At 67.7% G+C, this 24442-nt stretch carries 22 protein-coding genes; 8 read left to right on the top strand and 14 right to left on the bottom strand.

Annotated features, from left to right (window positions below; genetic code table 11):
- Positions 1–5: 5 nt before the first annotated feature.
- Positions 6–1190 (bottom strand): HlyD family secretion protein, encoded by a 1185-nt coding sequence (locus tag FHS55_RS13550; protein ID WP_246340118.1) that lies wholly within the window; start codon positions 1188–1190, stop codon positions 6–8.
- A gap of 143 nt (positions 1191–1333) precedes the next feature.
- On the opposite strand from FHS55_RS13550, the gene FHS55_RS13545 reads away from it, so the two are divergent.
- A complete protein-coding gene (locus FHS55_RS13545) occupies positions 1334–1993 on the top strand; it encodes a TetR/AcrR family transcriptional regulator (protein WP_183190259.1) in 660 nt (219 codons plus the stop codon).
- Positions 1994–2041: 48 nt separating this feature from the next.
- Here FHS55_RS13545 and FHS55_RS13540 read toward each other — a convergent pair whose 3' ends face one another.
- Together FHS55_RS13540 and FHS55_RS13535 are read right to left on the bottom strand one after the other, a co-directional pair.
- Positions 2042–3265 (bottom strand): SAM-dependent methyltransferase, encoded by a 1224-nt coding sequence (locus tag FHS55_RS13540; RefSeq protein ID WP_183190258.1) that lies wholly within the window; start codon positions 3263–3265, stop codon positions 2042–2044.
- A gap of 87 nt (positions 3266–3352) precedes the next feature.
- Complete coding sequence (locus FHS55_RS13535) at positions 3353–3703, bottom strand: carboxymuconolactone decarboxylase family protein (protein ID WP_183190257.1); 351 nt, start codon at positions 3701–3703, stop codon at positions 3353–3355.
- 80 nt (positions 3704–3783) lie between these two features.
- Here FHS55_RS13535 and FHS55_RS13530 point away from each other — a divergent pair, with 80 nt between their 5' ends.
- Positions 3784–4104 carry an ArsR/SmtB family transcription factor gene (locus FHS55_RS13530; protein ID WP_183190256.1) on the top strand — a complete coding sequence of 107 codons (321 nt, stop codon included), beginning with the start codon at positions 3784–3786 and terminating at the stop codon, positions 4102–4104.
- 40 nt (positions 4105–4144) lie between these two features.
- On the opposite strand, the gene FHS55_RS13525 is transcribed toward FHS55_RS13530, so the two are convergent.
- Positions 4145–5527, bottom strand: a complete 1383-nt coding sequence (locus FHS55_RS13525) for a malonyl-CoA decarboxylase domain-containing protein (protein WP_183190255.1) — start codon at positions 5525–5527, stop codon at positions 4145–4147.
- A 108-nt stretch (positions 5528–5635) separates the two neighbouring features.
- Positions 5636–6991: an Nramp family divalent metal transporter gene (locus tag FHS55_RS13520; protein ID WP_183190254.1), complete on the bottom strand. Its 1356-nt coding sequence runs from the start codon at positions 6989–6991 to the stop codon at positions 5636–5638.
- 158 nt (positions 6992–7149) lie between these two features.
- Here FHS55_RS13520 and FHS55_RS13515 point away from each other — a divergent pair, with 158 nt between their 5' ends.
- The 3 genes from FHS55_RS13515 (at position 7150) to FHS55_RS13505 (ending at position 10586) form a co-directional block, all read left to right on the top strand.
- Positions 7150–7896 (top strand): DUF3750 domain-containing protein, encoded by a 747-nt coding sequence (locus tag FHS55_RS13515; RefSeq protein ID WP_183190253.1) that lies wholly within the window; start codon positions 7150–7152, stop codon positions 7894–7896.
- A gap of 129 nt (positions 7897–8025) precedes the next feature.
- Positions 8026–8844, top strand: a complete 819-nt coding sequence (locus FHS55_RS13510; protein ID WP_425485815.1) for a lytic murein transglycosylase — start codon at positions 8026–8028, stop codon at positions 8842–8844.
- A gap of 122 nt (positions 8845–8966) precedes the next feature.
- A complete protein-coding gene (locus FHS55_RS13505) occupies positions 8967–10586 on the top strand; it encodes a GMC family oxidoreductase (RefSeq protein ID WP_183190252.1) in 1620 nt (539 codons plus the stop codon).
- Positions 10587–10831: 245 nt separating this feature from the next.
- Here FHS55_RS13505 and mepA read toward each other — a convergent pair whose 3' ends face one another.
- Together mepA and FHS55_RS13495 are read right to left on the bottom strand one after the other, a co-directional pair.
- Entirely contained in the window at positions 10832–11785 is a 954-nt protein-coding gene (gene mepA, locus FHS55_RS13500) for a penicillin-insensitive murein endopeptidase (protein WP_246340116.1), read from the bottom strand.
- Between the two features lie 10 nt (positions 11786–11795).
- Entirely contained in the window at positions 11796–12830 is a 1035-nt protein-coding gene (locus FHS55_RS13495; RefSeq protein WP_343056147.1) for a L,D-transpeptidase, read from the bottom strand.
- A 234-nt stretch (positions 12831–13064) separates the two neighbouring features.
- Here FHS55_RS13495 and FHS55_RS13490 point away from each other — a divergent pair, with 234 nt between their 5' ends.
- On the top strand, positions 13065–13448 hold the full coding sequence (locus FHS55_RS13490; RefSeq protein WP_183190251.1) for a PRC-barrel domain-containing protein: 384 nt from the start codon (positions 13065–13067) through the stop codon (positions 13446–13448).
- Between the two features lie 117 nt (positions 13449–13565).
- On the opposite strand, the gene FHS55_RS13485 is transcribed toward FHS55_RS13490, so the two are convergent.
- A complete protein-coding gene (locus tag FHS55_RS13485; protein ID WP_183190250.1) occupies positions 13566–13763 on the bottom strand; it encodes a YegP family protein in 198 nt (65 codons plus the stop codon).
- Between the two features lie 70 nt (positions 13764–13833).
- Positions 13834–15639, bottom strand: a complete 1806-nt coding sequence (gene lepA / locus FHS55_RS13480; RefSeq protein WP_183190249.1) for a translation elongation factor 4 — start codon at positions 15637–15639, stop codon at positions 13834–13836.
- A gap of 168 nt (positions 15640–15807) precedes the next feature.
- Here lepA and FHS55_RS13475 point away from each other — a divergent pair, with 168 nt between their 5' ends.
- Together FHS55_RS13475 and FHS55_RS13470 are read left to right on the top strand one after the other, a co-directional pair.
- Positions 15808–16443, top strand: a complete 636-nt coding sequence (locus FHS55_RS13475) for an MBL fold metallo-hydrolase (RefSeq protein WP_183190248.1) — start codon at positions 15808–15810, stop codon at positions 16441–16443.
- A gap of 102 nt (positions 16444–16545) precedes the next feature.
- Positions 16546–17367 (top strand): MBL fold metallo-hydrolase, encoded by an 822-nt coding sequence (locus FHS55_RS13470; protein ID WP_183190247.1) that lies wholly within the window; start codon positions 16546–16548, stop codon positions 17365–17367.
- An 18-nt stretch (positions 17368–17385) separates the two neighbouring features.
- Here FHS55_RS13470 and FHS55_RS13465 read toward each other — a convergent pair whose 3' ends face one another.
- From FHS55_RS13465 to FHS55_RS13445, 5 genes are all read right to left on the bottom strand, one after another.
- Complete coding sequence (locus FHS55_RS13465; RefSeq protein WP_183190246.1) at positions 17386–19470, bottom strand: putative bifunctional diguanylate cyclase/phosphodiesterase; 2085 nt, start codon at positions 19468–19470, stop codon at positions 17386–17388.
- Positions 19471–19563: 93 nt separating this feature from the next.
- Positions 19564–20877: an amidohydrolase family protein gene (locus FHS55_RS13460; protein ID WP_183190245.1), complete on the bottom strand. Its 1314-nt coding sequence runs from the start codon at positions 20875–20877 to the stop codon at positions 19564–19566.
- Positions 20874–21818, bottom strand: a complete 945-nt coding sequence (locus FHS55_RS13455; protein ID WP_210286988.1) for an ABC transporter permease — start codon at positions 21816–21818, stop codon at positions 20874–20876. Before FHS55_RS13455 ends, FHS55_RS13460 begins: the two co-directional genes overlap by 4 nt.
- 2 nt (positions 21819–21820) lie before the next feature.
- Positions 21821–22888: an ABC transporter permease gene (locus tag FHS55_RS13450; protein WP_183190243.1), complete on the bottom strand. Its 1068-nt coding sequence runs from the start codon at positions 22886–22888 to the stop codon at positions 21821–21823.
- Positions 22885–24432, bottom strand: a complete 1548-nt coding sequence (locus tag FHS55_RS13445) for an ABC transporter ATP-binding protein (protein WP_183190242.1) — start codon at positions 24430–24432, stop codon at positions 22885–22887. Before FHS55_RS13445 ends, FHS55_RS13450 begins: the two co-directional genes overlap by 4 nt.
- Between the last annotated feature and the right edge of the window lie 10 nt (positions 24433–24442).

The raw sequence follows: 24442 nt of genomic DNA, 5'->3' as shown, positions 1-24442 counted from the left end.
CTCGCTCAGGCGCCGCCGCGTATGTCGACGGTGGCGACGACGGACATGCCCGGGCGCAGTTCGCCCTTGTCGCGGTCGCTCGGATCGAGTTCGATACGCACCGGCACGCGCTGGACGATCTTGGTGAAATTGCCGGTGGCGTTTTCCGGCGGCAGCAGGCTGAACACCGAGCCGGACGCCGGCGCCACGCTGACCACGCGGCCGTGGAATTCCTCGTCCGGATAGGCGTCGACCGCGATGTCGACCCTCTGGCCGGGCCTCAGCTTGCCGAGCTGGGTTTCCTTGAAGTTCGCGTCGACATAGACCTTGTCGATCGGCACCAGCGCGACAAGCCGGGTGCCGGCCTGCACCAGCTGGCCGACCTGCACCGCGCGGTTGCCGATGATGCCGTCGAAGGGCGCGTGCACCACCGTGAAGTCGAGGTCCCGCTGAGCCTGATCGCGGGCATTCTCCAGCTCGCCGAGCACCTGCGACGCCTCGATGCGCTGGGCCCTCAGCACGTCGATACTGGCCTCGGCGGAGGTCACGGCAGCCTTGGCGGCATCGACCGCCGCCTGCGCCTTGTCACGGTCGGCGCGGGTATTGTCGAGCGTGGCGCGGCTGGAATATTGCGATTTGACCAGCTCGGACTGGCGGTCGAATTCCAGCTGCGTGCGGTTAAGCTCGGCCTCGACAGACACCAGCTGGGCCTTGGCCTGATCGACATTCGCCTGCCCGGCGGCGATCTGCTCGCCGAAGCGGCTGACCGTGGCCTGCTGGGTGGCGATCTTGGCCTGCGCCGCCTTGAGCGCGAGGATATAGTCGCCATCATCGATGCGCGCGATGACATCGCCCGCCTTCACCGGATGGTTGGTCTCGACCTCGAGGCTCTGGATATGGCCGCCCACCTTGGCCGCCAGAATCGACGTGTCGGCACCGACATAGGCGTCGTCGGTCGACACCATGAAGCGGCCGACCCGCCACCAGTGCGCGCCGTAATAGCCGATGCCACCGAGCGCGGCGACGAGCAGCACGCCCAGCACCAGCCGCTTGTGCCCGCGCCGGCGCGGCCGCGCCGGGGGAGCAGACAGCGCGCCATGGTCGACCGGCACAGCGTCGGGCTTTTTCAGCGTCACGAGCGTCGCGGATTCCGAACCGCGAACGGTCCCACCCTCCCCGATCTCCATCGTCTTCGCTTCCGCCTGAGCCATGGCTCACCTCACCGAGGGTCAACTAAACCGTTTAGTTCATCTACGACTTTACATATCAAACTAAACCGTCTAGTCAACTCCCCAGACGCAAGCCCTTCACGAGCCCGATCCATTCGCAAGCCCGTGTCGAGGATGGAGAAGCCATGAGCACGAGTGACGCCGGGATGGCGACCGGGCGCGGCGCATCGCGCGCCGACGCTGAATCGTCCAAGCGCCGCGACATCATCGACGGCGCGCGCCGCGTCTTCTTCGACAAGGGCTTCGACGGCGCCAGCATGGACGAGGTCGCGAAGACGGCGGGTGTCTCCAAGGCGACGATCTACGCCTATTTCAGCGGCAAGGCCGAACTGTTCGAAGCGCTGGTGCACAATGATCGCATGCGCTCGGCCGAAAGCCTGTTCATCGTCGATGCCTCGATCACCGACGTGGACGGCCTGCTGCGCCGCATCGGCACCTCGTTCATGACCATGATGGTGCAGCCCGACCATATCCGCCTGCTGCGCATGGTGATGGGCGCCGCCGAGAAATTCCCGCGCATCGGCCGCACCTTCTATGATGCCGGGCCCTGCCATGGCGGGCAGCGCCTCGCCCAGCTTCTGCACGAGCAGGCCGAACTCGGCCGGCTGCAGCTCGACGATGAACTCGCCGCCGCTCACGTTTTCTTCAATATCTGCCAAGGCAACATCGTGAAGGCGCTGCTGTTCAGCGACGCCCCCACACCGACGCTGGCGCAGATCGAGGAAAACGTCAACCGCGCGGTCCGCGTCTTCCTCGCCGCCTACGGCACCGGCCGGCCGAACTGAGCCGGCCCACCGGAGATCGAACGGAACAATCCCGGCCAGCCCCGATGCTCAGGCGTCCGGCGCGGCCAGCCGGCGCTCCTCGTCCACGATGAAATCGCGGATGACCGGCACGTCGTCGCGGTCCTTGGACAGCAGCAGCTGGTAGACCATGTTCGAGCCGTGCAGGAAGCCCAGCTCGACGGCGACGAGATAGAATTCCCACATGCGGGCGAAGCGCTCGCCCATCATGGCCACCACCTCGGGGCGCTTGGCCTCGAAATTGATCCGCCAGTGGCGGATGGTCCAGTAATAGTGCAGCCGCAGGATCTCGCAGTCGGCGGTCCACAGCCCGACCCGCTCCAGCGAGGTGAACACTTCCGACATGGCCGGCACATAGCCGCCGGGGAAGATGTATTTGCGTATGAACGGCGCCGTGGTGCCGGGCGGTGACATGCGCCCGATGGCGTGGATCATGGCGAAGCCGCCGGGCGCCAGCAGCCGCTTTACGGTGCCGAAATACTCGTCGAAATGATTGACGCCGACATGTTCCATCATGCCGACCGAGACGATGCGGTCATAGGTGCCGGTCAGTTCGCGATAATCGCGCTCGAAGAAGGTGATGCGGTCGAGCACGCCCGCCGCCTCGGCCCGCTTCTTCGATTCCGCCAGTTGCTCCGTGGCGACATTGATGGCGGTCACATGCACGCCGAGCTTGGCGAGATAGATGGCCAGCGCGCCCCAGCCCGAGCCGATCTCGGCCACGCGCATGCCGGGCTCCAGCTTCAGCTTCGCCGCGATATGGCGCAGCTTGGCCTCCTGCGCCTCTTCCAGCGACGCTTCCGGCGTCGGGAAATAGGCGCACGAGTAGATCATCTGGCTGTCGAGCCACAGTCGGTAGAATTCGGGCGGGTGGTCGTAATGGCTCTGCGCGTTCTTGGCCGATTTGCCCAGCGGGTTGGACTGGTGCCAGCGCTTGAAGGCCCGCCAGCCGCGCCTGAGCGCTTGCTGCACCGGGTGCGAGGCGAGGCCGCGGCGGTTGATCGAGAACAGATAGAGGAAATCATAGACGCTGGAGCCGTCCTCGAAGGTCAGCCGTCCATCCATGTAGGCTTCGGCCGAAACCAGCTCCGGATTGAAGAACAGCTCGCGGTCCAGCTTGTCGTCATTGAGGCGCATGACGACCTCGGGGCCGTCCTCACCCGTGCCGAACGCGTGGCGCACGCCGTCCGGACCGATGACGACGAGGCGCCCCTTGTGGACGAACCGCTTCAGGAGATGGGGTAGGAAACGCATGGGACGCAGGGTTCTCCCGACAGCCAGGGTGCGGGCATCGGGCATAAGCCCGGCCCCCCTGTCAAGGGCGCCGGGCCCGTCGCAGGCTCAGACGGCCGGCACGTCGAACTGGTCGAAGGCCCTCAGCGCATCGGCGGCATACATCAGCGCCGGCCCTCCGCCCATATAGATGCTCATGGCCGCAACCTCGGCCACCTCCTCGCGGCTGGCGCCCATGCCGTGCAATGCCTTGATATGAAAGCCGATGCAGCCGTCGCAACGCTGGGTGATGCCGATGGCAAGCGCGATCAGCTCCTTGGTCTTGGCATCGATCCGACCGTTGGCGCCCGCCGCGCGCGAGAGCGCGTAGAAGCTATGCATGGTTTCGGGAACGAGCTTCCTCAGTTCGCCCGTGTACTGGGCAATGTCGCGGGTCAGCGCGGGGTAGTCCTTGCTCATGATCGGCATCCATCCGTCGATCGTCGATTTATGTTTTTATGATATTATATGCTTCTGAATTGACATCGGGACAGTCACCTATGCGGTCGATCGAGGATGCGGGTGCGCTGGACGGCATGGCCGCCAAGGCGGACCATGTCGCCGCCTTTCTGAAAGGGCTGGCAAACGCGCACCGCTTGCTGATCCTCTGTGAACTGGCCAGGGGAGAGCGCAGCGTTTCGCAGCTGATTGCGGCGACGGGGATTCCGCAAACCTCAATGTCCCAGCATCTCGCCAAGCTGAAGGAAGAAAAGATCGTCTCCTTCCGCCGCGAGCACCGCACGCTGCATTATTTCATCGACAGTGAAGCGGCCAAGGACATCATCGCCGTGCTCGATCATCACTTCTGCGGGAAGGCATAGCCGGCTGGGCACTGGCGATCGTCACGGAAATCCGCGCCAATCAGCCCGCCGTTTCCTTGACGGCGGCGGGCCGCGCCTCGCTCTCGGCTCGCAGCCGCTTGCGCACGGCGCTGCTGGCGACGATCTCGCCCTTGTCGAAGAACGCCTCGTGGTTCGTCTCGATATCGGCGAGGATGTAGCGGTAGTTCACCATCAGCCCGGCCGCCTGCTGCAGGCCGCGCGCGGAGAGATCGCCGAACGGGTTGATGCGTTCCAGCCGGGCGCCATTGCCAAGGTGGAAGCGCGCGACGGGATCGAGCGGCCGGCCCTTGGGCGAACGGGCGATCAGGAAAAAATGCGCCGCCAGCGCCTCGATGAGCGGGCGCAGCGCCGCGCGGGCGGCGTCATCGGGGCCCTCCGGCGCGTCCATGGCGGCGAGCGCGGCGCGGTCCTCCGCGGTGAGGAGGCGCGAGGCGTCATTCTGGCGCTCCCCATCCAGCCACGCGCGGAAGGCCGGCACCGGCGACAGGGTGACGAAGGTCGAGAGGTTGGCGAACTCGCGGGAAATTTCCTCCACCACCTGCTTGATGAGGAAATTGCCGAAGGTGACGCCCCCGAGCCCGCGCTGGCAGTTCGAGATCGAATAGAACACCGCGGTCCGGGCGTTCGCCGGATCGAGCGGGGTGCGCCCGGTTGCCAGGATCGGCGCGATGGCAGCCGGCGGCTCGCGGGTGAGCGCCACCTCGACGAAGATCAGCGGCTCATCCACCAGGGCGGGGTGGAAGAAGGCGTAGCAGCGCCGGTCCGGTGAATCGACGCGGGCCCGCAGGTCGTTCCAGTCGCGAATCTCGTGCACGGCCTCGTAGCGGATGATCTTTTCCAGAACGTTGGCGGGCGTCGACCAGTCGATCCGGCGCAGCACGAGAAACCCCCGATTGAACCACGAAGCGAAGAGATGCACGAAATCGCGGTCGACTTCGACAAGATCCGCGCGGCGGGCCAGACAATCCAGAAGATCCGCCCGCATGGCCACCAGCCGGGCGGTCGCGCCGGGCGCGAGGTTGAACCGGCGGATCAGTTCCTGCCGGCGCGGCTCGCTGGCGGCGTGGAGTTCGGCCACCGTGCGGGTGGAAGGACTGGCGGCATGGGCGGCGATGGCCGCGTCGAGCCGGGCCGCGTCGGGCCCGAAGGACCGCGCCAGCGCCTCGAAGAAGGCCACCCGCTCACCGGTCTTCAGCGCCGCATAGGCGGTGAGGATCTCGCGTGCCAGCGCGACGCCCGAGGCCTCGCCCCGGCCCGACAGCAGCCGCTCGCACAGATCGATGATGCCGTCCGCCCGCACCGCGCCGGCCGGCCGACGCTCGCGCCCGAGGTCGAGCAGCGCCCGGCCACGCTCGGCAATGGAGCCGAGCAGGTCGCCGAAGAAACTGGTTCCGCTCTCCACCCTCGCCCTCCCCGGTTGCGGCGCGACGCAGCCGGGCCATGAGAGCGCGAGAGCCGCGCCGGCGCAAGACGCCGCGTGACAGGCGCGCCGGCGCTCATGCAGCCGTGATCAGGCGCCGAGGAAGAAGTCGTAGAGCAGCTTCATGTTGAGCGCGATGATCAGCGTGGCGGCAAGCGAGGCGAGAACAATCTGCCAGCGCGGCGCGGCGAGCGTGCCCATCTTGGCGCGGTTCGCCGTGAACAGGATCAGCGGCACCACGGCGAAGGGCAGTTGCAGGCTGAGAACCACCTGGCTGAGGATCAGCAGCGATCCCGCCCCGCTCTCGCCATAGGCGATCGTCACCCCCGCCGCCGGCACGATGGCGATGGAGCGGGTGATGAGCCGGCGCAGCCATGGCGCCAGCCGGATCTGCAGGAAGCCCTCCATCACGGCCTGTCCGGCTATGGTGGCCGTCACGGTGGAGTTGAGGCCGCAGCACAGCAGCGCGATGGCGAACAGCGTCGGCGCCCAGGCGCTGCCGAGCAGCGGGTTGAGCAGTTCGTGCGCCTTGCCCAGATCCGCCACCTCACCCGCACCGCCATGATGGAAGGCGGACGCCGCGAGAATGAGGATCGAGGCGTTGATCGTCAGCGCGAACATCAGCGCCAGCGTGGAATCCCAGGTGGCGAGCTTGATCGCCTCGCGCTTGCCCTCGAGCGTGTTGTCGTGACGCCGCGTCTGCACGATGGCCGAGTGCAGGTAGAGATTATGCGGCATCACCGTCGCGCCGAGGATGCCGAGCGCGAGATAGAGCATGTCGGGATTGGTGACGATCTCCGTGGTCGGCGCGAAGCCGCGGATAACGTCGCCCCAGTTCGGATCGGCCATCGCGATCTGGACGCCGAAACACAGGGCGATCACCGCCAGCAGCGCCACCACCAGTGCCTCCACGAAGCGGAAGCCGAGCGTCTGCAGCCACAGGATCAGGAACACATCGAGCGCGGTGATGATGACGCCGATCTCGAGCGGAATGCCGAATAACAGGTTGAGGCCGATGGCCGTGCCGATGACCTCGGCAAGGTCGGTGGCGCAGATCGCCGCCTCCGCCAGAATCCACAGCACGAAGCTCACCGGCCGCGGGAAGGCATCGCGGCAGGCCTGCGCGAGGTCGCGACCCGAGGCGACGCCGAGCCGGGAGCACAGCGCCTGCAGCAGGATGGCGATCATGTTGGAGAGCAGCGCGACGGTGAGCAGCGCGTAGCCGAACTTGGAGCCGCCAGCCAGCGAGGTCGCCCAGTTGCCGGGGTCCATGTAGCCGGTGGCGACGAGATAGCCCGGCCCCATGAAGGCGAAGAAGCGCCAGATGCCCGACTTCTTCGGAACATTGATGCTGCCATGCACCTCCGCGAGCGCCGGATCGCCTCGCTCTCGCCGCCAACCCGCGCCCTCGCCCGAGCCCTCGCCTGCCTGCAACCGATCCAGCATCGTTCATTCTCGCTATTGCGAATTAGTCGCAAAAAACATGCGCGCTCTGCCGGGTGGTGTCAATGCGATTGCGAACCATTCGCAAAAAGCGGACACGTTTTCGCGTGCGATGCGGCAAGGACTTGTGCAGATCCGCTTCCCGGGCGAAGCCATGGGGCATGTTTCGCGCCTTCCGCATCGGTGTCCTCGCCTTGCTGCTCGGATTCGGCCTGCCGCTCGGCGCCCATGCGCTCGTGCAGTGGCACGCGGTCGACTGGACGCGGAACTGGGGCAACGCCGACTGGTCCAGCACCGGCTCGCTGCCGCCGGCCACGCAGGCGTCTCCGGCGCTGGTGCGCATCTATGCCGCCCGGGTGGGGCGCTGGCGCTCCATCTTCGCGGTCCATAGCTGGATCGTGTTCAAGCCGGCGGGCGCGGATGGCTATGACCGCTACGACGTGGTCGGGTGGAGCGGCGCGCCGGTGCGCCACAATATCCGCCCGCCCGATGCGCGCTGGTATGGCAACCCGCCGCAGCTGGTCTTCGCGCTGGAAGGCGAGGCGGTGGAGCGGCTGATCCCGAAGCTGCGGGCCGCCATCGCCTCCTATCCCTTTGCCGAGGCCGGCGACTATCGTGCATGGCCGGGCCCGAACTCCAACACCTTCATCGCCCATATCGTCGCGCAGGTGCCGGAAATGGCCGCCGCCCTGCCCTCCACCGCCATCGGCAAGGATTTCCCGGTCGATGGTCGCTGGGTGGGCCCGGCGCCGTCGCGCACCGGGATCCGCCTCACGCTGGGCGGCTATGCCGGGCTCACGCTCGCCTGGGTCGAGGGCATCGAGTTCAACCTGCTCGGCGCCGTTGCCGGGCTCGATCTGCGCCGGCCCGGCATCAAGCTGCCCGGCTTCGGACGGATCGGCATCTGAGCTCGCATCTGAGCTCGCACGGATACCGTGCGTTCATCTTCCTCGTGCATGCTGCGCGCGAGAACGCTGTCGCGGGGATCGGCCATGATCGGACATATCGTCAACCGGATGAAACAGGCGGGGCGCCGGATGGGCTGCCGTTCGGGGTTTAAGGCGGGCCTCGTCGCCGCGCTTCTGGCGCCGCTCGTGGCGGGGCCGGCGCTCGCGGCCCCCTGCGGCAACGATGCCGCGGGTTTCGACGCCTGGATGCGCGATTTCCGCCAGCAGGCCGTGTCGCAGGGCATTTCCCCCGCCGCGCTGCGCCCGCTGGACGGCGTCACCTATGACACCAAGGTGATCAGCCTCGACCGCAATCAGAAGCACTTCAAGATGAGCTTCGAGGAATTCTCGCGCAACCGCATCAGCAAGGGGCGCATCGCCAAGGGCAAGCAGATGCTGCAGCGCTACGCCTCGGCACTGGCCCAGATCGAGCGGCGCTACGGCGTTCCCGGCCCCATTCTCGTCGCCATCTGGGGCATGGAGACCGATTACGGCGCCAATATCGGCAACATGCCGATCCTGCGCTCGCTCTCCACCCTGTCCTATGACTGCCGGCGCAGCGATTTCTTCACGCCCCAGCTGCTCGACGCGCTGCGCATCTACCAGCGCGGCGACCTCACGCTCGATGAGATGCGCGGCGCCTGGGCCGGCGAAATCGGCCAGACCCAGTTCCTCGCCAGTTCCTACGTCAAGTTCGCGGTCGATTTCGACGGCGACGGCCGCGCCGATCTGGTGCGCAGCCCGACGGACGTGCTGGCCTCCACCGCCAACTATCTGCGCGGCTATGGCTGGCGGGCCGGCGCCGGCTGGGGTCCGGGCGAGCCGAACTATCAGGCACTGCTCGGCTGGAACAAGGCGGAGGTCTACGCCCGCACGCTCGGCGTGTTCGCCGGCATGCTGACGCAGTAGCGGCAGCCGGCGGGCGCCCCGTTGCGCACGTTTGCGAACAGCCCTTATGCGCGATTTCCCGTTGCCGCCCGCCCGCCCCACGGGCAGCGTGCCGGCAACGAAAACCGCCAGGGGAGCCCGCCATGCCGATGGATGCCGAGAGCTATGACTACATCGTGGTCGGCGCCGGCTCGGCGGGTTGCGTGCTGGCGAACCGGCTTTCCGCCGACCCCAAGCACCGCGTGCTGGTGCTGGAGGCGGGCGGGCGCGACAACTGGATCTGGTTCCACATCCCGGTCGGCTACCTCTTCGCCATCGGCAATCCCCGCGCCGACTGGTGCTTCAAGACGGAGGCCGAGCCCGGGCTGAACGGGCGCGCGCTCAACTATCCGCGCGGCAAGACCATCGGCGGCTCCTCGGCCATCAACGCCATGATCTACATGCGCGGGCAGGCCGCCGATTACGACCATTGGCGCCAGCTCGGGCTCGAAGGCTGGGGCTGGGACGACGTGCTGCCCATCTTCAAGTCGCACGAGGATCATTATCTCGGCGGCGGCGCGTTCCATGGCGCGGGTGGCGAGTGGCGGGTGGAATTTCCCCGCCTCACCTGGAAGCTGCTGGACGAGGTGCGCGTAGCCGCCAGCCAGGCGGGCATCGCCCCGGTTGCCGATTTCAATGGCGGCGACAATGAAGGCTCCTCCTATTTCCAGGTGAACCAGAAGCGCGGATTCCGCTGGAGCGCGGCGCGGGGGTTTCTCAAGCCCGTGCTCTCCCGTCCCAATCTGCGGCTGGAGACCGGCTGCCACACCGAGAGGATCCTCATCGAGAACGGCCGTGCGGTCGGCGTCGTCTATCGCCAGAACGGCATGTCCCGCACCGTGCGGACGCGCGGCGAGGTGATCCTTGCCGCTGGCGCCATCGGCTCGCCGCAGTTGATGAAGCTCTCCGGCATCGGCCCCGGCGCGGAACTCGCACCACTCGGCATCCCTGTCGCGAAGGACCTGCCGGGCGTCGGCGCCAACCTGCAGGACCATCTGCAGATCCGCATGATCTACAAGGTCGCCGGCGTGCCGACGCTGAACGAGCAGTATCACTCGCTGTTCGGCCGCGCCAAGATGGGGCTGGACTTCGCGCTGTTCCAGCGCGGGCCGCTCACCATGGCGCCCTCGCAGCTCGGCATCTTCACCCGCTCGCGGGCGGAGAAGGAGCGCGCCGACCTCGAATTCCACGTGCAGCCGCTCTCGCTCGGCAAATTCGGCGAGCCGCTGCACCGCTTCCCGGCCTTCACCATGAGCGTGTGCAACCTTCGGCCGGAGAGCCGGGGCACGCTGACGCTGGCCAGCCCGGACAGCACCGCCGCCCCGCGCATCCGGCCGAACTATCTGAGTGCGGAGGAGGATCGCCGGGTGGCGGCGGACAGCATCCGCGTCGCCCGCCGCATCGTCGCCCAGCCCGCGCTGGCGCCCTATCGACCGGACGAGATGCTTCCGGGCCCCGATGTCGCTGACACCGAAGAGGCGCTGGCGCGCGCGGCCGGCGATATCGGCACCACCATCTTCCATCCGGTCGGCACGGCGAAAATGGGGCTGGCGAGCGATCCCATGGCAGTGGTGGACGGACGCCTGCGGGTGTTCGGCATTACCGGCCTGCGCGTGGCGGATGCCTCGATCATGCCGACCATCGTGTCGGGCAACACCAATTCACCGACCCTCATGATCGCCGAGAAAGCCGCCGGCATGATCCTGCAGGATGCACGTGGCTGAAGAAGCTGGCTGAAGAAGCTGGCTGAAGGCGCCGCAACCAGCGAGACATCTCTCGCCCTGCCCTCGCCCTGCGGCGTCTTCGCTCTCCCGTTGGGGAGAGGTGGCCCGCGCAGCGGGTCGGTGAGGGGCTGCGCGGCGGCCGAGCGCAGAGCCCCCTCACCCCAACCCTCTCCCCCGCGGGGAGAGGGGAAGGAGCCGCCTCCGGCGCCACCCATGCGTCAGGGTTGGCCTTGCCGAAGGGGCCCTCACGGCGCCAGCACCACCTCGCGGCAGGCGGGCGGCAGGTCCTTCAGCATCATGGGCGGCGGCGGCTTCACCGGCTCCTTGGGTGGCCTGGGATGCAGGTTCGCGTCGGAGAACCACCAGTCCAGTTCCTTGCCGCAGCCATCGCCCGGCACCACCGCATCCTGAGCGCGACAGTCCGGACTGCCCGCGGGGCACGCGATGCGCACATGCATGTGGTAGTCGTGCCCCCAATAGGGCCGCACCTTCTGCAACCAGGAGCGATCGCCGGTGGCATCGCGGCACAGCGCCTTCTTGATCGCCGCGTTGACCAGCACGCGCTCGACGTCGGGGTCCTGCGCCGCGGCCTTGATCACCGCGACATGCGCCGGCGTCCACACCTTGGCGTCGACATCGAGCCGGTCGGGCCGGACGATCATGGTGGCGGAGATCGTCTCCCGCTCCTCCGCCGTGAAGCTGCGCTTGGGCATGGGGGTGAGCCAGATATCGGCATCGAGCCCGATCTGGTGCGAGGCATGGCCGGTGAGCATCGGTCCGCCGCGCGGCTGCGACATGTCGCCAACGAGGATCCCCGGCCAGTTCGAGACCGCGGGAACGCGCGTGGCGAAGCGTTCCAGGAAGGCGACCAGATCCGGGTGGCCCCAGTTGCGGTTGCGGGAGAGGCGCATGGCCTGCCAGGTCTTGCCATTCACCGGCAGCGCCTGCGCGCCGGCGAGGCAACCCTTGGAATAGAAGCCGATCGAGCGCGTCGCGAGGTCCGCCGGGCCTCGCACCGCGCCGAACAGCTGCTTGGCCGTCACACTATCGGCATTGCGCGGCGTCGGCGCGGCGAGGGGCGCGACATTGGCCGGCGTCACGTCCTGCGCCCGTGCGGCAGGCCCCGTCAGGGCGAGAGCGATGGCTGCCAGCGCGAGGCCGCGCGTGGCCAGAACCGCAAGGCGACGGCCGCCCATCATCCACGCCTCCTCAGCTCATCGCCTGCGAGAGGACGACGAAGTCCTTGCCGGAGGAGCGCGTGTCCGGCGCGGCCGAGAGTTCGGTGACGAACAGGGTGGAGCCCGGCACCAACAGGCTGGCGAGTTGCTGGTTGGCCTGCGGCGCCACGGTGATGCGGTCGATGGCGCTGGTCGCCTTGCCCTGCCCGGCGCCGTTGCCCTCGAAACCGACGGCGGTCCAGGTGACGTCGCCGCCCACCTTTTTCAGCACATACACGACATTGCCGAGCGGCGTGCCGGGATCCTTGATGGTGACCGGCGCGGTCAGCACCTCCGCCCCATCCTTGATCGCCACCAGCGTCTTGTCGGCGCCGCTGACGATCAGCGCCACGGCATCGGCCGCCGGGTTTGGCGCAGCCTCGGTATCGGGCGTTCCGTCGGCGTTCTTGGGGTCATCGGTCTGAATCGCGCTGGTCGCATCCGCCGGCAGCACCAGGCCGGGATGCAGCACATCCACAGGCTGGGAATGCGAATCGGCGATGATGACCGGCGTGCCGTAATGGGTGACGCCGAACAGCAGCTTGGAAAATTCCAGCGGCAGGTGCACGCAGCCATGCGAGGACGGATAGCCCGGCAGCCCGCCGGCATGCAGGCACACGCCCGACCAGGTCAGGCGCTCGGTATAGGGCATCGACGCATCGTCATAGAGCGAGGAGTGATGGTCGACATCCTTCTGCAGGATGATGAAGATCCCGACCGGCGTCTCATGCCCCTCCCGGCCGGTGGAGCAGGTGGAGACACCGATGCGCACTCCATTGCGATAGACATAGCAGCGCTGGTCCGGCAGCGAGACGATGATGGCGACGAAACCGTCGGGCGCGCGGTCGGGGTACCACACATACTGCCCGGGCTTGAGCGCGGCGATCGCTTCCAGTTCCGCGTCCTGCGCCTTGGCGGAACCCATGCCGAGGCCCATCAACCCGGCACCGGCCACCGCGACACCCACCAGCGCCGCGCGGCGCGTCAGCCCTGTCCCACTCCCCTTGCCGCCCATCTCGCTCCCCACGCGCTGATTCTCCGCTCCGCTGCGGGGGATAGCATAACATCCGCCCACGCTGCGGGCACCGCCGTGCGCGCCTCTTGATCACGACGGTATCAAGATGAAGTCGGCGATGGTTCACTCACTTTCCAAGCACATCCAAATAAAATGAACGCGCAGAAATCGATTTAATCGTGGAACGCAAGGGCAGGTCGGCTGTTTTCCTCACATCGCAGCTGAGCAAACAAAGGGAGGCTTTCGATGCAAAGCACGCAGCACAATCTCGAGAACCGCGAAACCATGACGCTGATCGGCAGCGACAAGGTCGAGGGTACCGCCGTCTATCGCCCCAATGGCGATCGCATCGGCTCCATCGCCCGGGTGATGATCGACAAGCTGAGCGGCCAGACCGCCTATGCGGTCATGAGCTTCGGAGGGTTCCTCGGCTTCGGCGAGGATTATTACCCGCTGCCGTGGTCGCTGCTGAAATATGACGAGTCGCTGGACGGCTATGTCGTCGACATGACCGACGAGCAGCTTCAGGGCGCGCCCCACCACACCAGCGCCAATGGGGGCTCGTGGGAAGATCGCAACTGGGATCGCAAGGTGAACGAGTATTACCACGTTCCGCCCTATGTGATCTGAACGGGCATCCCCCTCAACGAAAAGGCCGGGCCAGCGCCCGGCCTTTTTGCTGCTCGCCTGGCCGGGACGCTCCCGCCCCGTGGCCTCACACGCGCTGCCGTTCGAGCGGCTGCCCGCTCACGCGCCTTCCTTGGCTTCCCGGGTGGTATCCACCGTTTCGGCGCCCGGCGCGTTCTTCTTGATCGATTCGATGGCGCTCACGGCAGAAGCGCGCGCCTTGTAGCCCTCGGAGGAGAACATCGTCTCGCCGTTGGACGCCTTGAAGCGGAAGCGGAATTCCCCGGCCTTGTCCTTGTAGATTTCGAACTTGTGCATGATCGAGTCTCCCTTTCGTGCCTGGGGGAGGAGGATCTGAGCACGAAAGGCGGCGCTTGGACAGCCGCGCTCAGTCGTCCACCTTGAGCGCGGCGATGAAGGCTTCCTGCGGAATCTCGACGCGGCCGAACTGGCGCATCTTCTTCTTGCCTTCCTTCTGCTTCTCCAGAAGCTTGCGCTTGCGCGAGATGTCGCCGCCATAGCACTTGGCGGTCACGTCCTTGCGCAGCGCCTTGATGGTCTCGCGGGCAATGATCTTGGCGCCGATCGCCGCCTGGATCGGGATCTGGAACAGGTGCTGCGGGATGAGATCCTTCAGCTTCTCGCACATCGCCCGGCCGCGATATTCCGCGCGGGTGCGGTGCACCAGCATGGAGAGCGCGTCGACCGGCTCGGCATTGACCAGGATCGACATCTTCACGAGGTCGCCCACGCGATAGTCGGTGATCTGGTAGTCGAACGAGGCGTAGCCCTTCGAGATCGACTTCAGCCGATCATAGAAGTCGAACACCACCTCGTTGAGCGGCAGGTCATAGGTGACCATGGCGCGCGAGCCGACATAGGTGAGCTCGACCTGCGTGCCGCGCCGGTCCTGGCAGAGCTTGAGCACCGCGCCGAGATACTCGTCGGGGGTGAGGATGACGGCGCGGATCCACGGCTCGCGGATTTCCTTGATCTTCACCACATCCGGCATGTCGGCCGGGTTGTGCAGATCGATCATCGTGCCGTCATTCATCTCGATTTCGTAGATGACCGAGGGCGCGGTGGCGATGAGGTCGAGGTTGAACTCGCGCTCCAGCCGCTCCTGGATGATCTCCAGATGCAGGAGGCCGAGGAAGCCGCAGCGGAAGCCGAAGCCCAGCGCGGCCGAGGTTTCCATCTCGAAGGAGAACGACGCGTCGTTGAGGCGCAGCTTGCCCATGGCGGCGCGCAGGTCCTCGAAATCGGCGGCATCGACCGGGAACAGGCCGCAGAACACCACCGGCTGCGCCGGCTTGAAGCCCGGCAGCGCCTCGGCGGTCGGGCGCTTCTCGTCGGTGATGGTGTCGCCGACACGGGTATCGGCCACTTCCTTGATCGAGCCGGTGAGGAAGCCGATCTCGCCCGGACCGAGCTGCGACATGACGGTGAGCTTGGGCGTGAACACGCCGACGCGGTCGACGTCATAGACGGCCTCGGTCCGCATCATCTTGATGCGCTGGCCCTTCTTCATCACGCCGTCGACGATGCGCACCAGCACGACGACGCCGAGATAGACGTCATACCAAGAATCGACCAGCAGCGCCTTGAGCGGGGCATCGCGGTCGCCCTTGGGCGGCGGCAGGCGCGTGACGATGGCTTCCAGCACATCGGGAATGCCAAGGCCGGTCTTGGCCGAGATGAGCACGGCATTTGAGGCATCGAGGCCGATCACGTCCTCGATCTGCGCCTTCACCTTGTCCGGCTCGGCTGCCGGCAGGTCCACCTTGTTGAGGACCGGGACGATCTCGTGATTGTTGTCGATCGCCTGATAGACGTTCGCCAGCGTCTGCGCCTCGACGCCTTGGCTGGCGTCCACCACCAGCAGCGAGCCCTCGACGGCGGCCAGCGAGCGGTTCACCTCATAGGCGAAGTCCACATGGCCGGGCGTGTCGATGAGGTTGAGGACGTAATCCTTGCCGTCCTTGGCCGTGTAGGACAGCCGCACCGTCTGCGCCTTGATGGTGATGCCGCGCTCGCGCTCGATATCCATGCTGTCGAGCACCTGCTCGGACATCTCGCGCTCCGACAGCCCGCCGGTGATCTGGATCAGGCGGTCGGCGAGAGTCGACTTTCCATGGTCGATATGGGCGACGATGGAGAAGTTACGGATGTTGTCGATGGGTTCGGTGCTCATGGGCGCGGGATAGCATTGGCGCCGTGACGCCACAAGGCACAGCCGCACGGCAGGCGCGGCCATGGCGGCGGGTGTGCCGGCGCGTGTGCCGGCCCTGGCAGGCCGGGCGCCTTGCGTGCGGGCCTATGATCCACCACATTCCGGCCGCCCGATCCCCCAGGAGCCGTCATGCCGCAATTGAAGGTCGCCGTCATACCCGTCACGCCGTTCCAGCAGAACTGCTCGATCGTCTGGGACGAAACCACCAAGCGGGGGGCGGTGATCGACCCGGGCGGCGACCTGCCGCGCATCCTCGCCGCGCTGGAGGAGCTGGAGGTGACGGCGGAGAAGATCGTGCTCACCCACGGCCATATCGACCACGCCGCCGGCGCCGCCGAACTCGCCGAGACGCTGAAGATCCCGGTCGAGGGCCCGCATGAGGCCGACAGGTTCCTGCTCGACGACCTGCCGACCGCTGGCGAGCGCACCGGCATTCCCGGCCGCGTGGTCACGCCCGATCGCTGGCTGAGCGAGGGCGACATGGTGGACATTGGCGGCGTCGGCTTCGAGATCCTGCATGTGCCCGGCCACACGCCCGGCCATATCGTGCTGGTCAATCGCGACAACAAGCTCGCCATCGTCGGCGACACGCTGTTTCAGCGCTCGGTCGGGCGGACCGATTTTCCCTATGGCGATTCCGCGCTGCTGATCGAGGGAATCAAGGGCAAGATTCTCCCGCTCGGCGACGCCTTCACCATTCTGCCCGGCCACGGCTCGGCCTCCAACATCGCGCTGGAGAAGCGGACCAACCCGTTCCTGCGCTGACCGCGGCCCGGCGCGGCCGCGCGCGCGGCGGCACGAAACTGTTACTCGCGCGGCCGCGCGGCGCGTCTGATGATGCACGGGTCACCAGACCGGGGTTTCGTCATGACGCGCGTCGCGACCGTGTGCCTTCTCCTGCTCTGCGTCCTCGCCGCGCCCTTCGCGGCGGCGCCCGCGCAGGCGCAGGCCGATCGCTGCCCCAAGCTGGTGGCGCGCAGTCCCTTCCTCGCCCCCCGCGCCCCGCTGACCTTGCCGGCCGCCTATCCCGGAGCGAGGGAGGTCAGCCTCACCTATGTCGGCCACTCGACCTTCCTCATCGAGACCGCCGGCGGCGTGAGCGTGGTGACGGACTATAACGACTATGTGCGCCCCGCCACGGTCCCGCGCGTGGCCACCATGAACCGCGCCCACTCGACGCATTACTCGCTCAACCCGGATCCCGGCATCGAGCATGTGCTCAAGGGCTGGCGCGAGGATCGCGAGGCCGCGCGCTACGATCTGGAGGTCGGAGACCTCTGGATCGGCAACCTGCCGACCAATATCCGCGACTGGGAAGGCGGCACGATCCGCAACGGCAATTCCATCTTCATCTTCCGCGCGGCGGATCTGTGCATCGCCCATCTCGGCCATCTGCATCACACACTCACGCAGGAGGACCTCGGCGCGCTGGGGCGCATCGACGTGGTGCTGGCCCCGGTCGATGGCAGCTACACGCTGGATGTCGACGGCATGGTCGAGGTGCTGAAGGCGCTGGAGGCGCCGGTGGTGATACCCATGCACTATTTCAACAGAGGCACGCTGGAACGCTTCCTGCAGCGCTTCGCCAGCAGCAAATATGTCATAGAGCGCTCGGCCAGCCCCACCCTCGTGCTCTCGCGCGAGACGCTGCCACTGACACCGACGGTGATGGTGCTGCCGGGCAACTGAGCGCCGGCGCGGGCTCGGTCAATGGCCGCCGGGCCGAGGCTCCGCGAGGCGTCGCAGCCAGTGCGTCGCCGTTTCCCCGTCCATCGGGCGGCCATGGTGGAAGCCCTGCCCGAGATCGCAGCCGATCGACACCAGCAGCGCCCGCTGCCCCTCGTTCTCGATGCCTTCCGCCAGCACCTTCATGCCAAGCTCTCGCCCCAGCGCCACCACCGCATGGACGATGGCGCGATCGTCGGCGGAACGTTCCATGTCCGCGATGAAGCTGCGATCGATCTTGATCTTACCGACCGGCAGCCGGCGCAGGTGGGTGAGCGAGGCATGGCCGGTGCCGAAATCGTCCAGCGCAATGCCGAAGCCACTCTCGCGCAGGCTGGAAAGCGTCGCCAGCACCATCTCGCCACGGCGGCCGAGAGTCACGGTCTCGGGCACTTCGAACTCGATCTGCGCGGGGGTGAGCCCGGCCGCGCGCACCATCTCGATGAGTTGCTCGGCGAGGCGCGGGTCGCGGAACTGGTTGGCCGAGAGGTTGACCGCCACCCGGCCGGGATCCAGCCCCTGATCCAGCCAGGCGCGGATCTGCGCGCAGGTCTTGCCCAGCATCACCCCGCCGATCGGCGCCATCAGCCCCACGCTCTCCGCCGCCGGGACGAACATGTCCGGCAGCTGCATCCCGTGCACCGGGTGCTGCCAGCGCAGCAACGCCTCGAACCCCACCAGCCGTGCGGTCGAGAGCTCGACGATCGGCTGGAAATGCACCTCGAACGCATCATTGGCCAGCGCCAGCCCGAGATCCTGGATGCACTGGTGGCGCTGGTCGGCGGTGCGGCGCAACGCCATGTCGAAACGGCGGATGCGCCGGCCGGTCTCGCTCTTGGCGGCATAGAGCGCGAGGTCGGCATTGCGCTGCAGCGCATCCGGGCTGCTGCCGTCCTGCGGCCAGCAGGCGATGCCGAAACTGGCCGCCAGCGTGAAGGCGCCATCGGACAGCGGATCGACGATGATCTTGCTCAGCCGCAGGTCGATCTCCGCCGCGCGGCACAGCAGCAGCTCGGGATCGGACATGCCCGGAAGCAGGATGGCGAACTCGTCGCCGCCGACGCGCGCGCACAAATCACGGCCACGGGCGTTGGCGCGCAGCCGCGCCCCGATTTCCCGCAGCACCACATCGCCCGCCCCGTGGCCGTGCGTGTCGTTGATTTCCTTGAAATTGTCGAGGTCGAGCGTGATGAGCGCGCCGGTCGAGCCCGGCTCCTGCATCGCGGCCTCCAGCAACTCCATGAAGCGGCTGCGATTGATCAGCCCGGTCATGGCATCGTGCGTGGCGAGATAGTCCGAACGTGCATGCGCCTCGATGCGGTCGGTAATGTCGCGCTCGTTCACCAGCACGCTGATGCTGCCGCTGACCGGATCGGTGGTGGTGCGGATGTCGATGCCGTGCCAGCGCTCGCCGGCCGCCGTGCGCATGCGGAAGTCGCCGGAGGCGGTCTTGCCGAGGAAGGCATCGGTGCGGGCCGGCTCGTGGTCGAAGGCCCGCCGCCACAGCGCCCGTCCCTCGGCGGAATCGGAAAACCCCGCGAGAAAGCGATGCTCGGCACCGGGAAAGCAGCGCGCCGCCGCCGGGTTGCGAAACAGCAGCCGCCCTTCGTCATCATAAAGAGACACCATGACGGCGGTGTGCCGCAGCGCCTCCACCCCGCGCCGCTCGGCGGCCTCGATTTCCGGAATGGTCGCCTCGACCAGCATGCCGACATTGCCGTTCGGCAGCCGCACCGGGCTCATCAGGCAGTCCACCATGAAGGGCTGCCCCTTGGGATAGAAGGACCAGCGCTCGGTGAACACCTCGCCCGCGCGCAGACGGTCGATGGTGAGGCCGAGGCGCGCGCGAATGGCCGCCGAGTGCGGCGTGAAATCGCGCGCGAAGAACTCCGCCTCCTCGCCCGGCGCTACCTGCCACAGCGCGCGGGCGGCCGCATTGGCGTAGTGCTTTCGCATGCGGACCGTATCGAGGATCCACACCGGGCGTTGCAGCAGTTCGAAGCCTTCCGTCCGGCACTCCGGAATCGGCGTGACCTTGAACGCAACGGATCCGATATCACTGGGCATGCACGAAGGCCTTCGCTCGATCCCGCCGGGATAATACACACTCGCACGGCTCCCTTGAGGATACGTGACCGAGCGTCGGCAGGCTCTCAAACTTTAGCCGCCCTCCCCCTCGTGCGGCGCATAGGCGGCGGGGTCGACCAGCGACGGGCGGCCCGGAAGAGCGAGCGCCGAAACGCGCGGGGCGCCCTCCGCGATGACCCGGCCGCGCCGGACCACAAAGAGCCGCGCCGCCTTGAGCCGGATCGCCTCGATCGGATCGGCCGCCTGCAGCACGACAAAATCGGCATGGCAGCCGGGCGCGAGCCCATAGCCCTCCAGCCCCATGATGCGGGCGGGATTGGTGGTCACCGCCTCGAAGCACCAGCCCATAGCCTCGCGCGCGGTCATCTGGCCGACATGCAGGCCCATATGGGCCACTTCCAGCATGTCGCCCGAGCCGAGCGAGTACCAGGGGTCCATGACGCAGTCCTGCCCGAAGGCGACATTGATTCCCGCCGCCCGAAGTTCCGGCACCCGCGTCATGCCGCGGCGCTTGGGATAGGTGTCGTGCCGGCCCTGCAGGGTGATGTTGATCAGCGGATTGGCGATGGCATGGACACCGGCCTCGGCGATCAGCGGGATCAGCTTGGAGACGTAGTAATTGTCCATCGAGTGCATGGAGGTGAGGTGCGAGCCCGTCACGCGGCCCTGCAGACCGAGCCGTGCGGTCTCGAAGGCCAGCGCCTCGATATGGCGCGAGAGCGGATCGTCGCTCTCGTCGCAATGAATGTCGACGCGCAGCCCGCGATCGGCGGCGATCTCGCACAGCTCCCGCAGCGAGGCGGCGCCATCGGCCATGGTGCGCTCGAAATGGGGAATGCCGCCCACGACATCCACGCCCATGTCCAGCGCGCGGTAGAGATTCTGCCGGGCGTTGGGCGAGCGGTACAAGCCATCCTGCGGGAAGGCCACGAGCTGGAGGTCGATATAGTCCTTCACCCGGTCGCGCACATGCAGAAGGGCCTCGACGGCGAGCAGCCGGTCGTCGCACACGTCGACATGGGAGCGGATGGCGAGCAGGCCCTGGCTCACCGCGAGGTCGCAATAGGCGAGCGCGCGCTCGATCACCGCCTCATGGGTCAGCAACGGCTTCAGCTCGCCCCACAGCGCGATGCCTTCAAGCAGCGTGCCGGAGCGGTTCAGCCGGGGCAGGCCGAGCGAGAGCGTTGCGTCCATGTGGAAATGCGCGTCCACGAAGGGCGGCGCTACCAGCCGGCCGCCGGCATCGATGACCTGCCCCGCCGGCTCGTCCAGCTGCGCCGCGATGCCCGGCTCGACCGCGAGGATGCGCCCATCGGTGCAGGCAATGTCGACCCCCGTGCGACCATCCGGCAGGCGGGCATTCGTCAGCAGCAGATCGACACTCATCGCTGTCCCTTGAAGTACGGCTTCATCAGAGCGCGTGGATAGTCCGCGCGGCGGGCGACCAAGACAAGCGCGGCGATGGAGAAAACATAAGGCAGCATCAGGAAGATCTGGCTCGGCACCGCCCCGCCGGTAATCGTCTGGAGCCGCAACTGGTAGGCATCGAGCGCGCCGAACAGCAAGGCCCCGAGCAGCGCCTTCCCCGGCCGCCACGAGGCGAAGACGGTGAGCGCGATGCACACCCAGCCGCGCCCGTTGATCATGCCGAAATAGAACGCGTTGAACGCCGAGAGGGTGAGGAACGCCCCGCCCAGCGCCATCAGCGCCGACCCCGCCATCACCGCGCCGATGCGCAGGCCGACAACCGAGAGCCCCTGCGCCTCGACCGCTTCCGGATTGTCGCCCACCGCCCGCAGCGCGAGGCCAAGCGGCGTACGCGCGAGGATGAGCGCGAGGATGCCGACGCAGGCGAAGGCCAGCACCGTGAAGGCGGTCTGCTGGGCGAGGATCGGCCCGATGAAGGGCAGATCGCCCAGCACCGGCAGGTCGAGCGGGGGGAAGGCTTCGATGCGCGGCGGCGTCGCCACATTGGGAAAGGCCACGCGATAGCCGAAATAGGCCACCGACGTGGCGAGCAGCGTCACGCCGATGCCGGTGACATGCTGCGACAGGCCGAGCGGCACGGTGAGGATGCCATGCAGCAGCCCGAACAGCGCGCCCGTGCCAGCCGCCACCAGCACGCCGCCCCAGAGCGGCAGGCCGAGATAGACCGCCAGCCAGCCCGACATGGCGCCGGCGACGAAAATACCCTCGATGCCAAGATTGAGCACCCCCGCCCGCTCGCATAGCAGCGCTCCGAGCACGCCGAAGATCAGCGGCGTGGCGATCCGGATCGTCGCCGCCCAGAAATTGGCCTGGGTGAGGATATCCAGCGCGGACCACAGCATCACACGGCCTCCCGGCGCACGAGCACGATGCGGAAACGGGTGAGGAGCCCGCCCACCAGCACGCTGAGCAGCGCCAGCGCCACCACGAGATCGGCGAGATAGTTCGAGACGCCGATGGCCCGGCTCATCGAATCCGCCCCGACAAACACGCCGGCGACGAAGATGGCGGACGGGATGACGCCCAGCGGCGAGAGATTGGCCAGCGTCGCCACCACGATGCCGGCATAGCCGAAGCCGGGCGAGAGGTCGGCGGTGAGATAGCCCTTGAGCCCTGCCACCTCGCTCGCCCCGGCCAGCCCCGCGAGCCCGCCCGAGAGGAGGCCGACCAGCGCCATCGCCTTGCCAACCGGCAGGCCGGCATAGCGCGCCGCCCGGGCATTTTCACCCACCGCGCGGATGCGGAATCCCCACACGGTGCGGGTGATGAACACATGCAGCAGAAGGGCCGAGATCACCGCAATCACCAACCCCCAATGAAGGCGCAGCCCGGTGATCAGCTTGGGCAGCGTCGCCTCGTCCAGTACCGGCGCCGATTGCGGCCAGCCCATCGCCATCTCGTCCTTCATGGGCCCTTCGAGCATCATCTGCACGAAGAGAAGGACGATGAAGTTCATCAGCAGCGTCACCACAACCTCGTCGGCGCCGAAGCGGGTCTTGAACAGCACCGGCACCAGGAGCAGAGCCGCACCGGCCAGCGCCGCGCCGATCAGCACCAGCGGCACCAGCACATAGGCGGGCGCCTCGATCAGCCCGGCGCCGAGCGCGACGGTGGCGAGCGCTCCGGCATAGAGCTGGCCCTCCGCGCCGATGTTCCACAGCTTCGCGCGGAAGGCGACGGCGGCGGCCAGGCCGGTGAAGATCAGCGGCGTGGCGCGGGTCAGCGTCTCGGCCAGCGCGAAGCCATCGCCCAGCGCGCCCTTGGCCATCAGCACGAAGGCGCCCAGCACCGGCGCGCCGGAGAGCGCCAGCGGAATGGCGGTGAGCAGCAGGGCGGCCAGCCCCGCCCCGACCGAGACCGCGACGGTGAGCCAGACCGGGGTGCGCTCGCGCGGAATGAAGCGGATCATGCCGCTTCCTCCGCCGCGTGGCCGGCCATCATCAGCCCGACCGTGCGGATATCCAGCCCGGCCGTGTCCATCGCGGCGGAGAGATGGCCGGCATGTACGACCGCGATGCGGTCGGACAGCGCGAACAATTCGTCGAGATCCTCCGAGATCAGCAGCACGGCAGCGCCCCGGTCCCGCGCGGCGATGAGCCGGCGGTGCACATCGGTGGTGGCGCCGATGTCGAGCCCGCGCGTCGGCTGGTGGGCGAGCACGAGCCGGGGCGCGCGCTCCAGCACGCGGGCCAGCACCACCTTCTGCATGTTGCCGCCCGACAGCGCGCGAACCGCCGCGTCCGGGCCGGGACAGCGCACATCGTAATCCGCGATCGCCCGTGCCGCCCGTCGGCGGATGTCGTCGCGGCGGATCAGCCCGGCCCTCTGGTTCTCCGGCGCGGCGATGGTCTCCAGCACGTAATTCTCCGCCACGGTGAGGGCGCCGATCGTGCCGTCGCGATGGCGGTCCTCCGGAATGCGGCCGATGCCGGCCGCGATACGCCCGGCGGGGTCGGCGCGCGAGGCCCGCAACCCGGCGATGAGCGCCTCTCCCGCGCGCGGGCTGGCGAGGCCGGCGACCAGCTGCGCCAGCGCGCCCTGCCCGTTGCCGGACACGCCGGCAATGCCGACGATCTCCCCCGCCCGCACCTCAAGATCGGCGCCCTGCAGCCGGTCGCGCTGGTCGGGCGCGCCGACGCTGACGCCGCGCAGAACTAGCACCGGAGCGCCCGGATTGGCCGGCGGACGCTCGCGCGCCGGGATCGGGCGGCCGACCATCAATTCGGCAAGGCTCGCCCGGCTCGCGCCAAGGGTCGGCTGGTCGGCCACCTTGGCGCCGCCGCGCAGCACCACCACGCGCTCGCACAGCGCCAGCACCTCGTGCAGCTTGTGGCTGATGAAGATGACGGCCAGCCCCTTGGCCGCCAGCGTGCGCACGGTCGCGGCGAGGCCGTCGGCCTCCTGCGGGGTGAGCACGGCGGTCGGCTCGTCGAGGATCAGCACGCGCACATCGCGATAGAGCGCCTTGAGGATCTCGATGCGCTGCTGCTCGCCCACCGAAAGCCGTGCCACCGGCACGTCGAGATCGGTGGCGAGCCCGCTCTCCGTGATCAGCCGTTCCAGCTTGGCCCGCGCCGCGCCGCGCCGCAGCCCGAGGGTCCACAGCGATTGCGTGCCGAGCACGATGTTCTCGAAGCCGGTCAGGTTCTCGGCGAGGGCGAAATGCTGGTGCACCATGCCGATGCCCGCCGCCAGCGCGGCCTCGGCAGAGCCGCCCGGCAGGGCGCTGAGTTGCCCGTCCGGGCCGGCAATGTGCACCACGCCTTCGTCGGCGACATAGTGGCCGAACAGGATGCTCATCAGCGTGGTCTTGCCCGCGCCGTTCTCGCCGAGCAGCGCGACGATCTCGCCGGCCCGCACGTCAAGGTCGATATGGTCGTTCGCCGTCAGCGGCCCGAACCGCTTGGTGATGCCGGACAGCGAAAGGACGAGCGGGCGGGGATCGGGATGCATCGGTGTGGCT

It is taken from the genome of Ancylobacter tetraedralis, assembly GCF_014195655.1.
In the GTDB taxonomy this organism is placed as follows: Bacteria; Pseudomonadota; Alphaproteobacteria; order Rhizobiales; family Xanthobacteraceae; genus Ancylobacter; species Ancylobacter tetraedralis.
The sequence above is the reverse complement of the archived record's forward strand: the minus strand, read 5'-3'. Positions and strand labels throughout refer to the sequence as shown.